This is a genomic window from Streptomyces sp. NPDC006610 (assembly GCF_040611575.1).
Taxonomy (GTDB): domain Bacteria; phylum Actinomycetota; class Actinomycetes; order Streptomycetales; family Streptomycetaceae; genus Streptomyces.
Genome location: NZ_JBEXOP010000008.1, coordinates 94,987 through 112,264, shown reverse-complemented (window position 1 = coordinate 112,264; position 17,278 = coordinate 94,987). Strand labels below are relative to the sequence as shown.

Sequence of the window (17,278 nt, the reverse complement as noted above, 5' to 3'; positions counted from 1 at the left end):
GCAGGTGTCAGAACCTCACAGCAGGCCGTCCCACATCTGCTCCAGGAGCACCGACCACCAGCTCTCCGGCGACCCCAGCGCCGCCGGGTCCAGCGCGGCCAGCTGTGCCTGGAAGTCGACGGTCCAGCGGCCCGCCTGCTCCTGGTTCAGCCCGAACCTCAGCCGCCACATCCGGCCCAACAGGGCCAAGCACCGCGCGAACTCCGGCAGGCCGGTGTTCACGAACTGCGGCGGCACCGGCGATCCGCCCGGCCCGGCCTCCACCGGCACCGCGACGATGTGCGCGGTCCCGTACTGCACACAGATGGCCTTGCCGAAATCGCTGCCCATGACGAGGTACGAGCCCGCGTCCGGCGCCGGCTGCACCCCGCGCTCCGCCGCCAGCTCCGCCAGCGTCGGCACCGGCCGCCCCGGCTGGGCCTGCGCCCAGAAGAACGGCCCCATGTCCAGCGGCAGCCCCGCCACGACCAGCGTGTGCGCGACGACCGGCGGCACGCCCTGCCGGGACACCGCAGGCTGCTCGAACCGGAACACCCCCGGCCCGAACGCCCCCGCCAGCTCCTGCGCCACGCCCTCCGGCGGAATCGGCGGCGCAGGCGGCACCGGCGGCAACGGCGCACGCACCGGCGCGGGGCGCGCGGGACCGTCGGCCACCTGGTGCAGTTCACCCTGGTGGGCGAGGAGCTGCCGCATGCCCTGCTGACGGCTCGCGTGATCCGTGCCGTAGGGGGCGATGCTCGTGATGCGGGCCTGCGGCCACTGCTCACGGATCATCCGCGCGCAGTAGGCGCCCGGCAGCTGGCAGGACTCCAGCTCGGTGTGCAGCTCCAGGACCTGGTCCGGCGGCACGTTCATGGCGCGCAGCTCGTGGAAGATCTGCCACTCCGGATGCGGCATGCCCGGCGCGGAACGCCGGATCAGCTGCTGCTCGGAGCCGTCCTGCGCCCGGTAGCGCAGGACCGCCTGGTAGCCGGGGCCGACCGTGGGCACGCCGGCCTGCTGCGGATAGCCGTACGCACCCGGCGGCGGCACGGCGCCGGGCGGGCCGGGCGGCACGGGCTGCGGCGGCGTGTGGTGCATCGGCTGCGGCGGGGTGTGCGCGCCGCCCGGACCGGGCATGCCGGGCACACCGGGAGCCGGCGGAGGCGGGGGCACGCCGGGGCCGCCGACCGCGGGACCGGCCAGCATCGTCTCGGCGTGGTGCACCGCACCGCGCGCACCCCCGGCCGAGCCGTGCACGCCGGGCGCACCCGGCGGATGCGGAGCCCCGCCCGTCGAGGGGTCGGCCAGCATCGTCGCCGCGTGATGAACACCGCCGGGGGGCGTACCACCAGGGGCGCCCGGAGCACCCGGAGCCGCAGGCGCGCCCGGAGCACCCGGAGCCGCAGGCGCGCCCGGGGTCCCCGGAGCACCGGGAGGCGCGGGCGGCGGCACGGGACCCGGACCGTCCGGTCCGAGGGACGACACCATCTGCGTCGGGACATACGCGCCCCCCGTACCACCCGGCACACCAGGCGGCGGCGTGCTCCCCGGGCGGACGCCCGGAGTGCCCGGCGCCCCCGGCGGAGGCGGAGGCGTCGCACCCACCCGGCGCGGAGGAGGCGCGGCCTTGCTGGTCGCGGCCTCGGCGATGTCCCCGGCGTCCGGCGGCACCGGCCGGCCCGGCTGAGCCGGCGGAGGCGTCGGCGTACCCGGCGCTCCGGGCGGAGGCGGCGGCGTACCCGGCGCCTGCGACGGCGGAGGCGGACTGCCCTGCGGCGCACCGGGCCCGCCCGGTCCACCCGGCATCCCCGGCGCACCCGGCACCCCAGGCGACACCGACGCACCCGGTCCACCCGGCGCCCCAGGCGGCACAGGCCCTCCCGGCCCGCCCAGCACCGGCGCCACCGCCGTCGGCGGAAGCCCACTGCCCCCGGCCATCAAAGCCGTCTGCGCCTCCGGCGGCGCCACGGGCGGCGGCGTCTCGTCGTCCGAGCCGCTCAGCGGCGGCGCGAACACCGTCGCCGGCAACGGCACCGAACGGTCCTCGCCCACCTCGGCATTGGTGTCCGTACCCGCCCACGGAGTCGCCCCCGCAGGCGTGCCCGGCGCACCCTCCTCCTGCGCCGCGGCAGCGGGCCAGGCCGCACCACCGCCGGAACCGGAACCCGAACCGGCCCCCGAGCCCGCGCCGACCCCGGAAGCCGAACCCGCACCGGCCCCGGAACCACCCGCAGAAGCCCCCACGGACTCGGGCGCGCCCCCCGACCGCGCCCCCGCCCCGTCCGTACCGTCCGTCCCGCCACTCCGCCGGTCCGGAATCCCCAACCGGTCCGCCGCCTCCTGCAGCCACTCCGGCGGACTCAACAGGAACGACGTCTGATTCAGATCCACCCGCGCCGCAGCCGGCGGCTGAGGCTCCGGGGCCGCCTCCGGACGGCCGTACTCCTCCTCGTACCGGCGGATCACCTCACCCACCGGCAACGACGGCCACAACGTGGCCTCTCCGCTGTCCCGGGCGATCACCAACCGCTGCGCGCCCCCGTCCGAACGCGGCCCGTCGGCGCGGTCCTCGGCCCACACCACGAACCCCAGCTCGAACTCCCGCACCCGCACCTCACGATGCTGGTACGCGGGCACATCACCGTTGATCCACTCCTCGGCGCGCTCCTGCGCCTGCGCGAACGTCACCATCGTCAGTCACTCCCCCCACCGGAAACCGCACCGGACACCGGCGCCACCCGCGCGAACCCGCCGTCCACCATCAGATTCGCCACCGTCTCCAGCTCCGGCGGAGACCCCGCCAACCGCGACAGGAAGACGTCGAAGTCCTCCCCGCAGGGCAGCAGCAACCGCTCCACCCGCTCCGCCGGCGACCACGCCGGATCGGCGTCCCGCACGTCGTCGTACGCGCAGAACCACACCGAACCGACCCGCTCGCCCTTCACCTTCACCGCCAGCAGACCGCCCTGCACGAACGCCACGCACAGGTAGTCCTTGGTCAGATGGTCACGCAGACACTTGTTGACGTACACCAGGTCATTGACCGCCGCCTCCTCACGCACCGTGAAGAACGGCTGATCGATCAACAGCCCCAGCTCGGCGTCCAACGCCGTACCCACCGGCGCACAACCACCCGCCGCCTTCAGGAACGACCGATACGCCCCCGGCAACCGGTAACCGAGATCCTCCTCGACCCCCAGCACCTGGGCCTCCGACACCGCCACACCCGACTTCGGCAGCCCGAAGTGCGCCGGACGCGTCTCCTGCAACGGACGCGTACCCCGCTTCGACTGATCGACGGCCGCCGTCGCGATACCGCCGTGATGCCGCAGCAACGCCTTCACCTCGACCGGCACCAGCTCAAGACGCCGGGACCCCGCAACGTGATGCCACGTCCAGCCGTGCGGCGTCGCCACCGCCGGCACCGTGTCCCACAACGCGTGCCCACTCGCCGCCAGCGCCGCGTTCGCCGACACGTAATCCGTCAGCCGCAGCTCGTCCACACCGAAACCCTCCGGCGGATCCGCGATCTCCACCGCAGCACGCGCATAGGGCGAGAAATCCGGGTAACCACGCTCGTCCACCCGCACCCCCCTCGGGTGACGCGCCGCCCGGACCGGATCCGGGAAATGCACGACCTGCCCGGCATACGCCGCGTTCGGCGGCACGGCTTGTCCCCCGGCCTGACGGCCGGGAGGCGACCCCAGCCCGAGCCGACCTGTCGTCATGGCGGTTGCCCCCTGCGGGTGTCGACTGTCTTCCCTGCGCGTTGCCCGCGCACATCGCGGTGCGCCGACAGCCTATGCGGTACCGGGAAAGCGGTCACCGGCGCAGGTCACCGCGGCCCCGACCCACCCACCGACCACCCCCGCCACCACGTCCACCCGCTGTGACCAGCCGACACGTCACCGTCACGGACCACCCGAACACGGGCGTGTCGCGCCGCCCCAGCTTCCCCACCAGCCACGGCATTTGGCACTCTGTGTCCGCCGGGGGGATGCACGGAGGGGAAAAACGATCATGAACGCGACGCAAACGGGACCGCACGCCGGCGAACCCGGCAACGCACCCGAAGGCGACCCCCGCATCGGCTGGAGCGCCACCCGAACCCCCCACGCCCCCACCCTCCGCCACCGCCGCGACGGCATACTCCCCACCGTCGCCGCCGCCCTCTCCGTCCGCGGCACCACCCTCACCGGCACCGCCGCCCGCGGCGACCACACACCAGCCCTGCACCCCCTCGTCCAGGACTTCCTCGACACCCTCACCAGCGCCGAACGCGACCGCTTCACCGGACGCTGCGCCGAGACCATCCTCATCTCCCGGCACCTCACCAACGCCGACGCCGCCCGCAGCAAACGCGCCGCCCGCAAACCCATGACCAACGGCGAAGCCCGCAAATCACTCAAACAGGCGAAACTCACCGCCCGCCGCATCCGCGAGGACGGCGACCCCCTCCACGGCAGCTTCGCCCCACCCTGCCGCGCCTGCACCGCCCTCAGCGCCCACTTCGGCGTCCGCATCGTCGACCCCACGACACCCGCCGCCTGACCGGCACCCGCCCCACACCCCCACACCACCCACCCCGAACGAACAAAGGGCAGATGCACACCGACCGCACCTCGACCACCCGCTTCGCCGTCCCCGTCGACGCCGCCCTCCGCGCCGCCGGCTGGCAACCCGGACGCTGGGACATCAAACAAGCCGAAATCTGGGCCGACACCCTCCGCGGCCACACCTCACCCGCCGGACACCGCCACGCCGTCTTCCCCGCCGCCGTCGAAGCCTGGGCCGAATTCGGCAACCTCCACATCACCCCCACCGGCCCCGGCCGCCAAATCGCCCCCGCAACCCTCCACCTCGACCCCCTCCACGGCCTCCACCTCGCCCGCACCCTCGGCGACCTCGGCCGCGCCCTCGGCACCGAAGTCAGCCCCCTCGGCGCCGAAGCCGACACCCAGGCCATACTCGCCATCGACACCGAAGGCCGCGTCTACGCCCTCGACCACACCGGCGACTGGTACCTCGGCCCCGACATCGACCACGCCCTCACCGGCCTCATCACCGGCCTCACCCCACAACGCCTCACCACCGCCTGACCACAGCCGGGCCACCCCCCAGCGGCCCACCCCCACACACGACGGCCTCCACCAAAGACCCCCGCCCCGGCTACGACGCCGGAATCACCGCCGACACCCGATAACCCCCCGCATCCGTCGGACCGCACACAAACACCCCGCCCAGCGCCAGAACCCGCTCCTTCATCCCCACCAGCCCATTGCCCCCCGACGGCAACCGGGCCGACGACGCCGACGACACCTCCGGCGGCGGCTCGTTCTCCACCTGCATCGCGATCTCCGACACCCGGTGCGCCAACCGCACATACGTCTTCGCACCCGCCGCATGCTTGTGCACGTTCGTCAGCGCCTCCTGCACCACCCGGTACGCGGTCTGCTCCACCTCCGGCGCATACGACCGCACCTCCCCCTCCACCCGCAGATCCACGACCATCCCGGCCGCCTCCGACTGCCCCACCAACTCCTCCAGCTCGGACAGACACGGCCCGTCCGACTCCTCCGCAGCACGAGAAGCCGCCACCGCCGCGGCCACCCCCACCGCAGCCAACGGAACCCCCGCCCGGTCCCGCCGGCCCGCCTCCCCGTCACCACTCCTCAGCACCCCGAGCATCTCCCGCAGCTCGGTCAGCGCCTGCCGCCCCATGTCCCCCACCAGCGCCGCATTCCGCACCGCCTTCTCCGGATCCTTCCGCGCCACCGCCTGCAACGCCGCCGCGTGCACCACCATCAGACTCACCCGGTGCGCCACCACGTCATGCATCTCCCGCGCGATCCGCGTCCGCTCCTCGCTGCGCGCCCACTCCGCACGCTCCTCCGCACGCTCCGCCAACAACTGAAGCTCCCGCTCCAGACTGTCCGCCCGCTCCCGCAAACTCTCCATCAACCGCCGCCGGGCCCCCACATACAGCCCCAGCAACAACGGCGGAGCCGTCACCCCCAACGACGCCGTGATCGAAATGAACGGCACGAACCAGTCCCCGAGCGACAACTCCCCACTCGTCATGTCCTGCTGCGCCCGCACGAACGTCACCACCAACGTGCCCAGCAGCGACATCCCCGCCAACGACCCGATGATCCGCCGCGGCAACTCCGACGCCGCCAGCGTGTACAGACCGACGACCGTGAGCAGCAACCCCATCTGCGCCGGCGCGATCGCCACCGACACCAGCACCACGGCAATCGGCCACACCCGGCGCGCCAGCAGCGTCGAACCCGCCAGCACCCCGAACGCCACACCCGCGGCCACCGGAATCCCCGCGTCCCGCGCGAACGGAATCCCCTCGGCCCCGCACTCCACCGCCGACACCAGCGCAAGACACCCGTCCAGCACCGCACTGCGCCGCCGACTCCACCACCAGGGCCCCGACCGGACCCCGGCGTCTTCTTCCCCCGACGTGGTCATGCCCCCAGCCTACGGGCGCACCGCACGCCTTTTCCGTCGACTTTCTCCGACCACCCCGCACCGGGCCCCGCAATCGAACCCCACCGAACCGCTCGATATCCCCCGAACTGATGAACCCGTCCCGTTCGACACCGGAATCGCACATTCCGCACGGACGGTATGCCCATGGCACATTCAACCGGCAAGTACGCGGACCTCGAAGCCCTGCGTGCCCAGGCCGTCGCCCTCCGCCGAGCGGGCCTCAGCCTCCGGCAGATCCGCGACGAACTGAAGATCTTCAACAACGACGTCCTCAACCAACTCGTCAAGGGCGAACCCCCACCGGCCTGGACCAAGCGCCCCCGCGCCAAGGACGACCTCCGCGAGAAGGCCCGCGAGCTACGACTCCAGGGGTGGACGTACGACCGGATCCAGGCGGAGCTGGGCTGCTCCAGGAGCTCGGTGTCCTTGTGGGTACGGGATCTGCCGAAGCCGGAACGCAAACGCACGCCGGAGGAGGCCTCGGCCATCGCTCGCCGCGGCTGGGAGGAGAAGCTGCGCATTCGCGACGAGGAGCGACGTCGAACGAAGGAAGCCGCGAAGCAGTCGATCGGAAGGCTTACGAGCCGTGAGCTGTTCCTGGTCGGCGTGGGCCTCTACTGGGCCGAGGGCGGCAAGGACAAGCCCTACAGCCGGCGGGAGACGGTCGCGTTCGTCAACAGCGACCCGAGCATGATCCGGGTCTTCCTCGCCTGGCTCGACCTGCTCGGAGTCGAGCGCGAGCGCCTCCGTTACACGGTCATGATCCATGAGACCGCCGACATCCCGGCCGCCGAACAGTACTGGGCCGACCTCGTCGGCGCCGACCGATCCGCGTTCAACAGGACGACCGTCAAGAAGCACAACCCCAAGACGGTCCGCAAGAACGTCGGCGAGTCGTACCGCGGCTGTCTGGTGATCAAAGTCCTCAAGGGGGCGGAGTTGTACCGTCGCATCGAAGGCTCTTGGTACGGCATAGTGTTGGGAGCCGCCCAGCCGGTCGACGGAATGTCCGATTAGCCGGGCTTGCACTCCCCCGTGGTGTAATCGGCAACACTATCCACTTTGGATGGATCATTCCAGGTTCGAGTCCTGGCGGGGGAGCAACTATTCGGTTCGGGTCCTGACCCACAAGGTCAGGGCCCGTACTCATGCCCCCCACAACCACCCCCGGTATCCTGCGGACGTCACCCCGCATCCCACAGCCGAAGGGCATCCCGTGAGCGCCAACCGCCCGGCAGCCGTCGTCGTACTCGCAGCGGGTGAGGGCACCCGCATGAAGTCGGCCACACCGAAGGTTCTGCACGAGATCTGCGGCCGCAGCCTGGTGGGGCATGTGCTGGCCGCCGCCGGTGAGTTGGAGCCCGAGAACCTCGTCGTCGTCGTGGGCCACGCGCGCGAGCAGGTCGCCGCGCACCTCGCCGCGATCGCGCCCGACGTGCGCACCGCCGTGCAGGCGGAGCAGAACGGCACCGGGCATGCCGTGCGGATGGGGCTGGAGGAGCTGGGCGGGGGCGTCGACGGGACGGTCGTCGTGGTGTGCGGGGACACTCCGCTGCTGACCGGGGAGACGTTGCTGGCCCTGGCGCGCACGCATGCCGAGGACGGGAACGCCGTGACGGTGCTGACGGCGGAGGTGCCGGACGCGACCGGGTACGGGCGGATCGTGCGGGACCCGGCGTCGGGTGCGGTGACGGCGATCGTGGAGCACAAGGACGCGTCCGAGGAGCAGCGGGCGGTTCGGGAGATCAATTCCGGGGTGTTCGCGTTCGACGGGCGGCTGCTGGCGGATGCGCTGGGGAAGGTGCGCAGGGACAACAGTCAGGGTGAGGAGTATCTGACGGATGTCCTGGGGATTTTGCGTGAGGCCGGGCATCGGGTGGGGGCGTCGGTGGCGGTGGATCACCGGCAGATCGTGGGGATCAACAACCGGGTGCAGTTGGCGGAGGCGCGGCGGATTCTGAATGAGCGGTTGTTGCGTGCGGCGATGCTGGACGGCGTGACGGTGGTGGATCCGGCGACGACGTGGGTGGATGTGTCGGTGTCGTTCGAGCGGGATGCGGTGGTGCATCCGGGGACGCAGTTGTTGGGTGCGACGCATCTCGGTGAGGGGTGCGAGGTGGGTCCGAACAGCCGGCTGAGGGACACGCGGGTGGGTGCGGGGGCCCGGGTGGACAATACGGTGTCGGACGGGGCGGAGGTGGGTCCGGAGGCGTCGGTGGGGCCGTATGCGTATTTGCGGCCGGGGACGCGGTTGGGGCCGAAGTCCAAGATCGGGACGTATGTGGAGACGAAGAACGCGTCCGTGGGCGAGGGTACGAAGGTGCCGCATCTGTCCTATGTCGGTGATGCCACGATCGGCGAGTACTCGAACATCGGTGCGGCCAGTGTGTTCGTGAACTACGACGGTGTGAGCAAGCATCACACGACGGTGGGGTCGCACTGCAGGACGGGTTCGGACAACATGTTTGTGGCGCCTGTCACGGTGGGGGACGGCGCGTACACGGCCGCGGGGTCCGTGATCACGAAGGATGTGCCGCCCGGTTCGTTGGCTGTGGCCCGTGGTCAGCAGCGGAATATCGAGGGTTGGGTGGCTCGTAAGCGTCCGGGGAGCGCGGCGGCGAAGGCGGCCGAGGCGGCGTCCCGGGAGCCGGGTGGCGAAGGCTGACCGGAAACAGGTGCGTCTGGGACGGCGTACCGTGATAAGTGCACACCCGCACCCCCAACCAGCTGTGACGATGTCGGTTCGTCCGGGTTCGGACGTCGTGTCGTGATCGGCTGAGACACCTCTGAGGAGAAAGTGCTGTGACCGGGATCAAGACGACCGGCGAGAAGAAGATGATGTTCTTCTCCGGCCGCGCCCACCCCGAGCTTGCCGAGGAGGTCGCCCAGCAGCTGGGTGTCGGGGTTGTCCCGACCAAGGCCTTCGATTTCGCCAATGGCGAGATCTATGTGCGGTATCAGGAGTCGGCTCGTGGGGCGGACTGTTTCCTGATTCAGAGCCACACGGCTCCGATCAACAAGTGGATCATGGAGCAGTTGATCATGATCGACGCGTTGAAGCGTGCGTCGGCCCGCTCCATCACCGTCATCGTGCCGTTCTACGGTTACGCCCGTCAGGACAAGAAGCACCGGGGTCGTGAACCGATTTCGGCGCGTTTGATCGCGGACATGATGAAGGCGGCGGGCGCGGACCGGCTGCTGACGGTGGATCTGCACACGGATCAGATCCAGGGTTTCTTCGACGGTCCGGTGGATCACCTGTTCGCGCTTCCGCTGCTGGCGGACTACGTGGGCAAGAAGGTGGACCGGGAGAAGCTGACCGTGGTGTCGCCGGACGCCGGCCGGGTGCGGGTGGCGGACCGCTGGTGCGACCGGCTGGGTGCGCCGCTGGCGATCGTGCACAAGCGGCGTGACAAGGACGTGGCGAACCAGGTGACCGTTCACGAGGTCGTGGGCGAGGTCAAGGGCCGGGTCTGTGTGCTGGTGGACGACATGATCGACACGGGCGGCACGATCTGTGCGGCGGCGGACGCGTTGTTCGCGCACGGTGCGGAGGACGTGATCGTGACGGCGACGCACGGTGTGCTGTCGGGTCCGGCGGCGGACCGGTTGAAGAACTCGCGGGTGAGTGAGTTCGTGTTCACGAACACGTTGCCGACGCCGGGTGAGCTGAGTGGTGATCTGGACAAGATCACGGTGTTGTCGATCGCGCCGACGATCGCGTCGGCGGTGCGTGAGGTGTTCGAGGACGGTTCGGTGACGAGCCTGTTCGACGAGCAGTAGGAGCGGTGGGGGTGTCGGCAAGGCCGGTGCAGTAAGGGTTCTGCAGCCTGTTCCCAAGCCCTGTCGCCTTCCCGCCCCAGCTCGCCGTGAAGATCGTTTTGGGTATGGCCTCCCCTGCCGAGTATCCTGCTGGAGTTGCTCGGCGAGGGAGGCCGTACTCGTTCCGGAACGTGTTTCCGGCGACTGCGGCGGTCCGTTATCGACGCGCTCTTCGTAGCAGGCCGTTCGTTGGCCGGGTGACCCCGTCCGTTCTACCTCTGCGAGGAGTGATCAACATGTCCGAGGTGAAGCTCGCCGTCGAGACGCGCACCGAGTTCGGCAAGGGTGCGGCCCGTCGCATCCGCCGCGCGAACAAGGTTCCCGGTGTTCTGTACGGCCACGGTTCGGACCCGCTGCACCTGACCTTCCCGGGTCACGACCTGCTGCTGGCGCTGCGTACGCCGAACGTCCTGATCTCCCTGGACATCGACGGCAAGAGCACGGAGCTGGCGATTCCGAAGGCCGTGCAGCGCGACCCGCTGAAGGGCTTCCTGGAGCACGTCGACCTGCAGCTGGTCCAGCGCGGCGAGACGGTGACGGTCGAGATCCCCGTCCACACCGAGGGCGAGCTGGCCCCGGGCGGGAACCTGCTGGAGCACGTGCTGAACGCGCTTCCGGTCGAGGCCGAGGCCACGCACATCCCCGAGTCCGTGACGGTGTCCGTCGAGGGTCTGGAGGCCGGCGCCTCCATCCACGCGAAGGACATCACGCTGCCGAAGGGCACCAAGCTCGCGGTGGACGGCGACGCGGTCGTCATCCAGGTCCTGGCCGCGCAGGCGGAGGAGGCCCCGGAGGGTGCGGGCGCCGAGGGCGATGAGGCCGCCGAGGCCTGATCCTCGCCGACGTCGTTTCGTCAGCCGCTGTTCCCCGTCGGGGGCAGCGGCTGGCGCGTATCAAGGAGAGATGCAGGTGACGACCGATGCCAGTGCCCCGTGGCTGATCGTGGGGCTGGGCAATCCGGGTCCGGAGTACGCCATGAACCGGCACAACGTGGGGTTCATGGTGGCGGATCTGCTCGCGGAGCGGATCGGGGGCCGGTTCAAGCGGGCGGGGAAGGCGCAGGCGCAGGTCGTCGAGGGCCGGATCGGTCCGCCGGGGCCGGGGAACCGGCGGGTGATCCTGGCGAAGCCGATGTCGTTCATGAACCTGTCGGGTGGTCCGGTGAACGCGCTGCGGGAGTTCTACAAGGTGCCGGTGGCGAACATCGTGGCGGTCCATGACGAGCTGGACATCGACTACGGGACGTTGCGGCTGAAGCTGGGTGGCGGGGACAACGGTCACAACGGGCTGAAGTCGATGACGAAGGCGATGGGTTCGGACTATCACCGGGTGCGGTTCGGGATCGGGCGGCCGCCGGGGCGGATGCAGGTCGCGGACTTCGTGCTGAAGGACTTCTCGTCGGCGGAGCGCAAGGAGCTGGACTACTTCGTGGACCGGGCGGCGGACGCGGTGGAGTGCCTGGTGATCGAGGGGTTGGAGCGGGCGCAGGGGACGTACAACTCGTAGCCGCCCAGGTTGACGGAACGCGAGGTCATGGCCAAGGATCGCGGCCATGCCTTCTGCCGTCGTCTCCCGTCAGGGCGCGTTCACCGCGCTGCGTTTCGGCCGGCTCGCGGCGATGGGCGCCGTGGCGGCGCTGATCCTGGTCGCCGGGGTGTGGGCCTCGTGGGGGTCCGCCCAGTACGTGATGCTGACCAAGGGCCGGGAGCGGGGCACGGTCGAGGTGACCGGGTGCGCCGGCGGTTCCTGTTCGGGCCCGTACGCGCCGCTGTCGCGGGGGTGGCCGGTGCGGGAGCGGGCGGTGCTGGAGGACACGGCTGCGGTGCGCGAGGGCGAGACCTACACCGTGGTGATGAAGCCGGACGGTGACGAGGCCGTGCGGTCCGGTCCGGCGGGGGTGCTGTACGCGTGGGTGCCGCTCGGCGGCGCGCTGCTGCTGGCGTCGGTCGTGGTGGCCGGGGGTCTGGGGCGTACGCGGGTGGCGGGGGCGATGGCGGGGGCGGGGCTGGCGCTGGTCACGGCGGCGTTCGCGGTGGTGTGACGTACGGCGGGCCGGGCGCGCCGGCCGTCCTGTCCGGCCGGTGCTGGGATGCCGTAGGACGCGAGAACGCCGGCGCCCCCTTTGCAGGGGCGCCGGCGTTCTCGCGTCCGTGCGCCGGGTCAGCCGGTGTTGCGCAGGCCGGCTGCCACGCCGTTGACCGTGAGGAGCAGGGCGCGGGACAGGAGCGGGTCGGGGTCGGTGCCCGCGGCGGCGGCGTCGCGCTGGCGCTTGAGGAGGGCGACCTGGAGGTAGGAGATCGGGTCGAGGTAGGCGTCGCGGATGGCGAACGTCTGCTTGAGGACGGGCTGGGCGTCGAGGAGTTCGTCCTCGCCGGTGACGCGGAGGATTTCGGCCACGGTCAGCTCGTGCTCGGCCTTGATGGTGTCGAAGATGTGCTTGAGGTCGTCGGGGACGAGGGTGTCGACGTAGTGGCCGGCGATCCGCAGGTCGGTCTTGGCGAGCGTCATCTCGACGTTGGAGACGAAGTTGCGGAAGAAGTGCCACTGCTCGTACATCTCGTCCAGCACGGTGTCCAGGCCCGCCTCGCGCAGTGCCTTGAGGCCGGAGCCGACGCCGAACCAGCCGGGGACGATCTGCCGGGACTGGGTCCAGCCGAACACCCACGGGATGGCGCGCAGTCCGTCGAGCGAGACGCCGGAGCCGGGGCGGCGGGCGGGCCGCGAGCCCAGGTGCAGGTCGGCGAGCTGGTCCACGGGCGTCGAGGCGAGGAAGTACGTCGGCAGGTCCGGGTCCTCGACGAGCCTGCGGTAGGCGGCGTGGGCGGCGTCGGAGACGACGTCCATCGCGGCGTCCCAGCGGGCGAGGGCTTCGTGGGACTGGCGGGGCGCGGTGTGCAGGGCGGAGGCCTGGAGGGTGGCGGCGACCGTCAGTTCCAGGTTCTCGCGGGCGAGGGAGGGGATGAGGTACTTGTCGGAGATGACCTCGCCCTGTTCGGTGACCTTGATCTCGCCTTCGAGGGTGCCCCAGGGCTGGGCGAGGATGGCGTCGTGGGTGGGGCCGCCGCCGCGGCCGACGGTGCCGCCGCGGCCGTGGAAGAGGCGCAGGCGGACGCCGTAGCGGTGGGCGACGTCGCGCAGCCGGCGCTGGGCGCGGTGGATCTCCCACTGGCTGGTGGTGATGCCGCCGAACTTGGAGGAGTCGGAGTAGCCGAGCATGACCTCCTGGACGTCGCCCCTGAGCGCGACGAGGCGCCGGTAGGACGGGTCGGAGAGCATGTCCTCGAGGATGGTGTCGGCGGCCTTGAGCTCGTCGGTGGTCTCCAGCAGCGGGACGATGCCGATCTTGGCCCAGCCGGCGTGGAGGTCGATGAGGCCGGCTTCGCGGGCGAGGACGACGGCGGCGAAGACGTCGTCGGCGCCCTGGCACATGGAGATGATGTAGGACTCGATGACCTCGGGTCCGAAGACCTCCAGGGCCCGCTTGACGGTCTGGAAGACGCCGAGGGTCTTGGCGCCGGCGGCGTCGACGGGCGCGGGCGTGGGTGCGAGGGGCCTGCGGGAGCGGAGTTCCTTGGCGAGGAGCTTGGCGCGGTACTCGCGGGGCATGTCGGCGTAGCGCCAGGATTCCTCGCCGAGTCGGTCGAACAGCTGGCCGAGGGCGTGGTGGTGGGCGTCGGCGTGTTCGCGGACGTCCATGGTGGCGAGCTGGAGGCCGAAGGCGGCGAGGGTGCGGATGGTGCGGTTCATCCGGCCGTCGGCGAAGAGGGCGCCGCGGTGTTCGCGCAGCGAGGTCTGGATGAGGGTGAGGTCCTGGAGGAGCTCGCTGGTGCCGAGGTAGTCGCGGCCGGGTTCGTGGGGGGTGCCCTTGGCGAGGCGGGTCTTGGTGTTCTCGAGCTTCTGGCGGATGCAGGTGGCCTTGAGCCGGTAGGGCTCTTCGGCGTTGAGGCGCTTGTAGCGGGGGCTGATTTCGGGCAGGCGTTCGAGGTCGGCCTGGAGGGAGGTGCGGAGTTCCTCGGTGGCGCCGGTGTAGCGGATGGAGTTGGAGAGGAAGCCGCGGAGTTCGTCGATCATCTCCAGGGCGTCGTTGATGCCGTGTTCGTGCTGGAGGATGAGGACGTCCCAGGTCACCTGGGGGGTGACGTTGGGGTTGCCGTCGCGGTCGCCGCCGATCCAGGTGCCGAAGGTGAGGGGGCGGGTCTCGTCGGGGAGCTTGACGCCGACGCGCTCGAGTTCGGCGGTGAGGTCCTCGAGGACGTCGCCGACGGCGCCGGCGTGGAGTTCGTCGAGGTAGTAGATGGCGTTGCGGGCCTCGTCGGCGGGTTCGGGGCGGACGACGCGCAGTTCGTCGGTCTGCCAGACGAGGTCGATGTTCTCGGCGAGGCGGGTGTCGAAGCGGCGCCGGTCGGCCTCCATGAGGACGGGGGTGTCCAGGAGGGCGGCGATGCGGCGGAGCTTGTTGAGGACCGAGCGGCGGGCGGCCTCGGTGGGGTGTGCGGTGAAGACGGGGCGGACGTTGAGGTTGCGGACCGTCTCGCGCAGGTGTTCGGGGTCGGCGTCCTTGAGCCGGTCTACCGTACGGGTGAGCAGGCCGCCTTCGGCGGCGCGGCGGGCGCGCAGTTCGCGGCCGCGGTGGACCTGCTCGGTGACGTTGGCCAGGTGGAAGTAGGTGGAGAAGGCGCGGACCAGCTTGGCCGCGGTCTCCAGTTCGGTGCCGCGCAGCAGCTCCGCGGCGGCCTCGCCGTCCTCACGGGTGAGTCGGCGTACCTTTTCGACGAGGTCGAGCAGCTCCGGGCCCTCCTGCCGGACGAGGGTCTCTCCGAGGAGATCGCCCAGTCGGCGGATGTCGGCGCGCAGTTCGCTGCTGGTGGTCACTCGCGACTCGGTCTGGTCGTCGGCACTGCTCACAGGTGCGGCTCCTTGCAGTGTTGAAGCTCGTCTGAAGCTCGTGTGGGTGGGAACCCGGTGTCCGTCGCGCGGCGGCTGCCGCATACGGGCCGGTGTTCCGTGGAAGTAATCAGAGCGGACCGCGCTGTCCGACCGACTCCAAGGATAGGTGCCGGTCGGGACGCGCAGTCGGTCGGGCTCTTGCCGCCGGGCGACACGCTGACATACTTACGACGCCGTAGGTTACGGAACCGTAGGGAGGTCCCGCCCGAGCCTGCTCCCGTTCCGGGGCCCGCGACGTCTTTCTCAACCCACGACCCCCCAGGGGACGCCCATGACCATGAGTTCCGATGTGATCGCCGACGCCCCGAAGGCGGGCCCGCAATCCACCGACACCCCGCCGCCCGCGACGCTGGGCGGCGACCGGAAGGGTTCGGTGGAGCAGCTCGCGCTTCTGCTGTTCATCGTCGTTCCGTTTCTCGCCCTGATCGCGGCCGTGCCGCTGGCCTGGGGATGGGGAGTGAGCTGGCTGGACCTCGGTCTGCTGGTGTTCTTCTACTTCCTCGGCTGCCACGGCATCACGATCGGTTTCCACCGGCACTTCACCCACAGTTCCTTCAAGGCCAAGCGACCCCTGAAGATCGCGCTGGCGATCGCCGGGTCGATGGCGGTGGAGGGGCCGCTGGTGCGGTGGGTGGCCGATCACCGCAGGCATCACAAGTTCTCCGACGCGGAGGGCGACCCGCACTCGCCGTGGCGGTACGGCGAGACGGTGCCGGCCCTGATGAAGGGGCTGTGGTGGGCGCACATCGGATGGATGTTCGATGAGGAGCGCACCCCGCAGGACAAGTACGCGCCCGACCTGATCAAGGACCGCACGCTGCGGGCCATCTCCCGCCAGTTCATCCTGTGGACGGCGGTGTCCCTCGCCCTGCCGGCGGTGATCGGCGGTCTGGTGACGATGTCGTGGTGGGGCGCGTTCACCGGCTTCTTCTGGGGCTCGCTCGTGCGGGTGGCGCTGCTGCACCACGTGACCTGGTCGATCAACTCGATCTGCCACGCGGTGGGCAAGCGGCCGTTCAAGTCGCGGGACCGCTCGGGCAACGTGTGGTGGCTGGCGATCCTGTCCTGCGGCGAGTCCTGGCACAACCTGCACCACGCCGACCCGACGTCCGCGCGGCACGGGGTGGAGCGGGGCCAGCTGGACTCCTCGGCGCGGCTGATCCGCTGGTTCGAGCAGCTCGGGTGGGCGTACGACGTGCGCTGGCCGTCACGCTCGCGTATCGATTCGCGCCGTAGCGGCGGGGAAGGCGGCTCCCGGCAGGGGAGGGCGGCGGCCGAGGCGGCATGATTGACGCCGTGGCGACCGACTCCAGCAGCACCCCGAGCAACGACAGGCCGAGGCGTGCGCGCCGAACCCGGATGACCGGAGCGGAGCGGCGCCAGCAGCTGCTGGAGATCGGTCGCACCCTGTTCGCGGCGAAGGGCTTCGAGGGCACGTCGGTGGAGGAGATCGCGGCGAAGGCCGGGGTCTCCAAGCCGGTGGTGTACGAGCACTTCGGCGGCAAGGAGGGGCTGTACGCGGTCGTGGTGGACCGCGAGATGCGGCGCCTGCTGGACATGGTGACCAGCTCCCTCACCGCGGGTCACCCGCGTGAGCTGTGCGAGCAGGCGGCGTTCGCCCTGCTGGACTACATCGAGGAGTACACGGACGGTTTCCGCATCCTCGTCCGCGACTCCCCCATCCCGACGTCGACGGGCTCGTTCGCGTCGCTGATCTCGGACATCGCCACCCAGGTGGAGGACATCCTGGGGCGCGAGTTCAAGAGCCGCGGCTTCGACCCGAAGCTGGCCCCGCTGTACGCGCAGGCCCTGGTGGGCATGGTCGCCCTGACGGGGCAGTGGTGGCTGGAGGTCCGCCGCCCGAAGAAGGCGGAGGTGGCGGCGCATCTGGTGAATCTGGCGTGGCACGGTCTGGACGGGCTGGAGCAGAAGCCGCGGCTGATCGGGCACCGGAAGAGCTGACCGCCGGGCCGGGGCCGCGAAGGTGCACCCTCACGGGCATCCACCACGGCAGGCTCGTGGCGAG

General features: G+C 70.8%; 14 protein-coding genes and 1 tRNA gene. 11 read left to right on the top strand and 4 right to left on the bottom strand.

Features of this window, described 5'->3' with window-relative positions; genetic code table 11:
• Positions 1 to 15: 15 nt before the first annotated feature.
• Together ABZY13_RS09095 and ABZY13_RS09090 are read right to left on the bottom strand one after the other, a co-directional pair.
• A complete protein-coding gene (locus tag ABZY13_RS09095; protein WP_356628335.1) occupies positions 16 to 2,673 on the bottom strand; it encodes an SUKH-4 family immunity protein in 2,658 nt (885 codons plus the stop codon).
• Positions 2,674 to 2,675: 2 nt separating this feature from the next.
• A complete protein-coding gene (locus ABZY13_RS09090; RefSeq protein WP_356628333.1) occupies positions 2,676 to 3,710 on the bottom strand; it encodes an SMI1/KNR4 family protein in 1,035 nt (344 codons plus the stop codon).
• 292 nt (positions 3,711 to 4,002) lie between these two features.
• Between ABZY13_RS09090 and ABZY13_RS09085 the strand changes: the two genes are divergently transcribed.
• Positions 4,003 to 4,533: a YwqJ-related putative deaminase gene (locus ABZY13_RS09085; protein WP_356628331.1), complete on the top strand. Its 531-nt coding sequence runs from the start codon at positions 4,003 to 4,005 to the stop codon at positions 4,531 to 4,533.
• 53 nt (positions 4,534 to 4,586) lie between these two features.
• A complete protein-coding gene (locus ABZY13_RS09080; RefSeq protein ID WP_356628329.1) occupies positions 4,587 to 5,081 on the top strand; it encodes an SUKH-3 domain-containing protein in 495 nt (164 codons plus the stop codon).
• 70 nt (positions 5,082 to 5,151) lie between these two features.
• Here ABZY13_RS09080 and ABZY13_RS09075 read toward each other — a convergent pair whose 3' ends face one another.
• Positions 5,152 to 6,462 (bottom strand): histidine kinase, encoded by a 1,311-nt coding sequence (locus tag ABZY13_RS09075; protein ID WP_356628327.1) that lies wholly within the window; start codon positions 6,460 to 6,462, stop codon positions 5,152 to 5,154.
• 165 nt (positions 6,463 to 6,627) lie between these two features.
• On the opposite strand from ABZY13_RS09075, the gene ABZY13_RS09070 reads away from it, so the two are divergent.
• The 7 genes from ABZY13_RS09070 to ABZY13_RS09040 all read left to right on the top strand — a co-directional run bounded on the left by ABZY13_RS09070 (position 6,628) and on the right by ABZY13_RS09040 (position 12,346).
• On the top strand, positions 6,628 to 7,500 hold the full coding sequence (locus ABZY13_RS09070) for a hypothetical protein (protein ID WP_356628325.1): 873 nt from the start codon (positions 6,628 to 6,630) through the stop codon (positions 7,498 to 7,500).
• Positions 7,501 to 7,512: 12 nt separating this feature from the next.
• Positions 7,513 to 7,584 (top strand) — tRNA-Gln (locus ABZY13_RS09065).
• A 115-nt stretch (positions 7,585 to 7,699) separates the two neighbouring features.
• Positions 7,700 to 9,148, top strand: a complete 1,449-nt coding sequence (gene glmU / locus ABZY13_RS09060) for a bifunctional UDP-N-acetylglucosamine diphosphorylase/glucosamine-1-phosphate N-acetyltransferase GlmU (RefSeq protein WP_356628323.1) — start codon at positions 7,700 to 7,702, stop codon at positions 9,146 to 9,148.
• Between the two features lie 137 nt (positions 9,149 to 9,285).
• On the top strand, positions 9,286 to 10,266 hold the full coding sequence (locus tag ABZY13_RS09055) for a ribose-phosphate diphosphokinase (RefSeq protein WP_356628321.1): 981 nt from the start codon (positions 9,286 to 9,288) through the stop codon (positions 10,264 to 10,266).
• A gap of 275 nt (positions 10,267 to 10,541) precedes the next feature.
• Positions 10,542 to 11,138 carry a 50S ribosomal protein L25/general stress protein Ctc gene (locus ABZY13_RS09050; RefSeq protein ID WP_356628319.1) on the top strand — a complete coding sequence of 199 codons (597 nt, stop codon included), beginning with the start codon at positions 10,542 to 10,544 and terminating at the stop codon, positions 11,136 to 11,138.
• 70 nt (positions 11,139 to 11,208) lie between these two features.
• Positions 11,209 to 11,811 carry an aminoacyl-tRNA hydrolase gene (gene pth / locus ABZY13_RS09045; protein WP_356628316.1) on the top strand — a complete coding sequence of 201 codons (603 nt, stop codon included), beginning with the start codon at positions 11,209 to 11,211 and terminating at the stop codon, positions 11,809 to 11,811.
• A gap of 46 nt (positions 11,812 to 11,857) precedes the next feature.
• Positions 11,858 to 12,346 carry a hypothetical protein gene (locus ABZY13_RS09040; RefSeq protein ID WP_356628314.1) on the top strand — a complete coding sequence of 163 codons (489 nt, stop codon included), beginning with the start codon at positions 11,858 to 11,860 and terminating at the stop codon, positions 12,344 to 12,346.
• 119 nt (positions 12,347 to 12,465) lie between these two features.
• Here the strand turns inward: ABZY13_RS09040 and ppc are convergent, their stop codons facing one another.
• Entirely contained in the window at positions 12,466 to 15,210 is a 2,745-nt protein-coding gene (ppc, locus tag ABZY13_RS09035) for a phosphoenolpyruvate carboxylase (RefSeq protein WP_356628312.1), read from the bottom strand.
• A 313-nt stretch (positions 15,211 to 15,523) separates the two neighbouring features.
• Between ppc and ABZY13_RS09030 the strand changes: the two genes are divergently transcribed.
• Together ABZY13_RS09030 and ABZY13_RS09025 are read left to right on the top strand one after the other, a co-directional pair.
• On the top strand, positions 15,524 to 16,540 hold the full coding sequence (locus tag ABZY13_RS09030; RefSeq protein WP_356628310.1) for a fatty acid desaturase: 1,017 nt from the start codon (positions 15,524 to 15,526) through the stop codon (positions 16,538 to 16,540).
• The gene (locus tag ABZY13_RS09025) at positions 16,537 to 17,214 is read left to right on the top strand and encodes a TetR/AcrR family transcriptional regulator (protein ID WP_356628308.1); all 678 of its coding nucleotides are present in this window, start codon (positions 16,537 to 16,539) and stop codon (positions 17,212 to 17,214) included. Before ABZY13_RS09030 ends, ABZY13_RS09025 begins: the two co-directional genes overlap by 4 nt.
• The last annotated feature ends 64 nt before the right edge of the window (positions 17,215 to 17,278 follow it).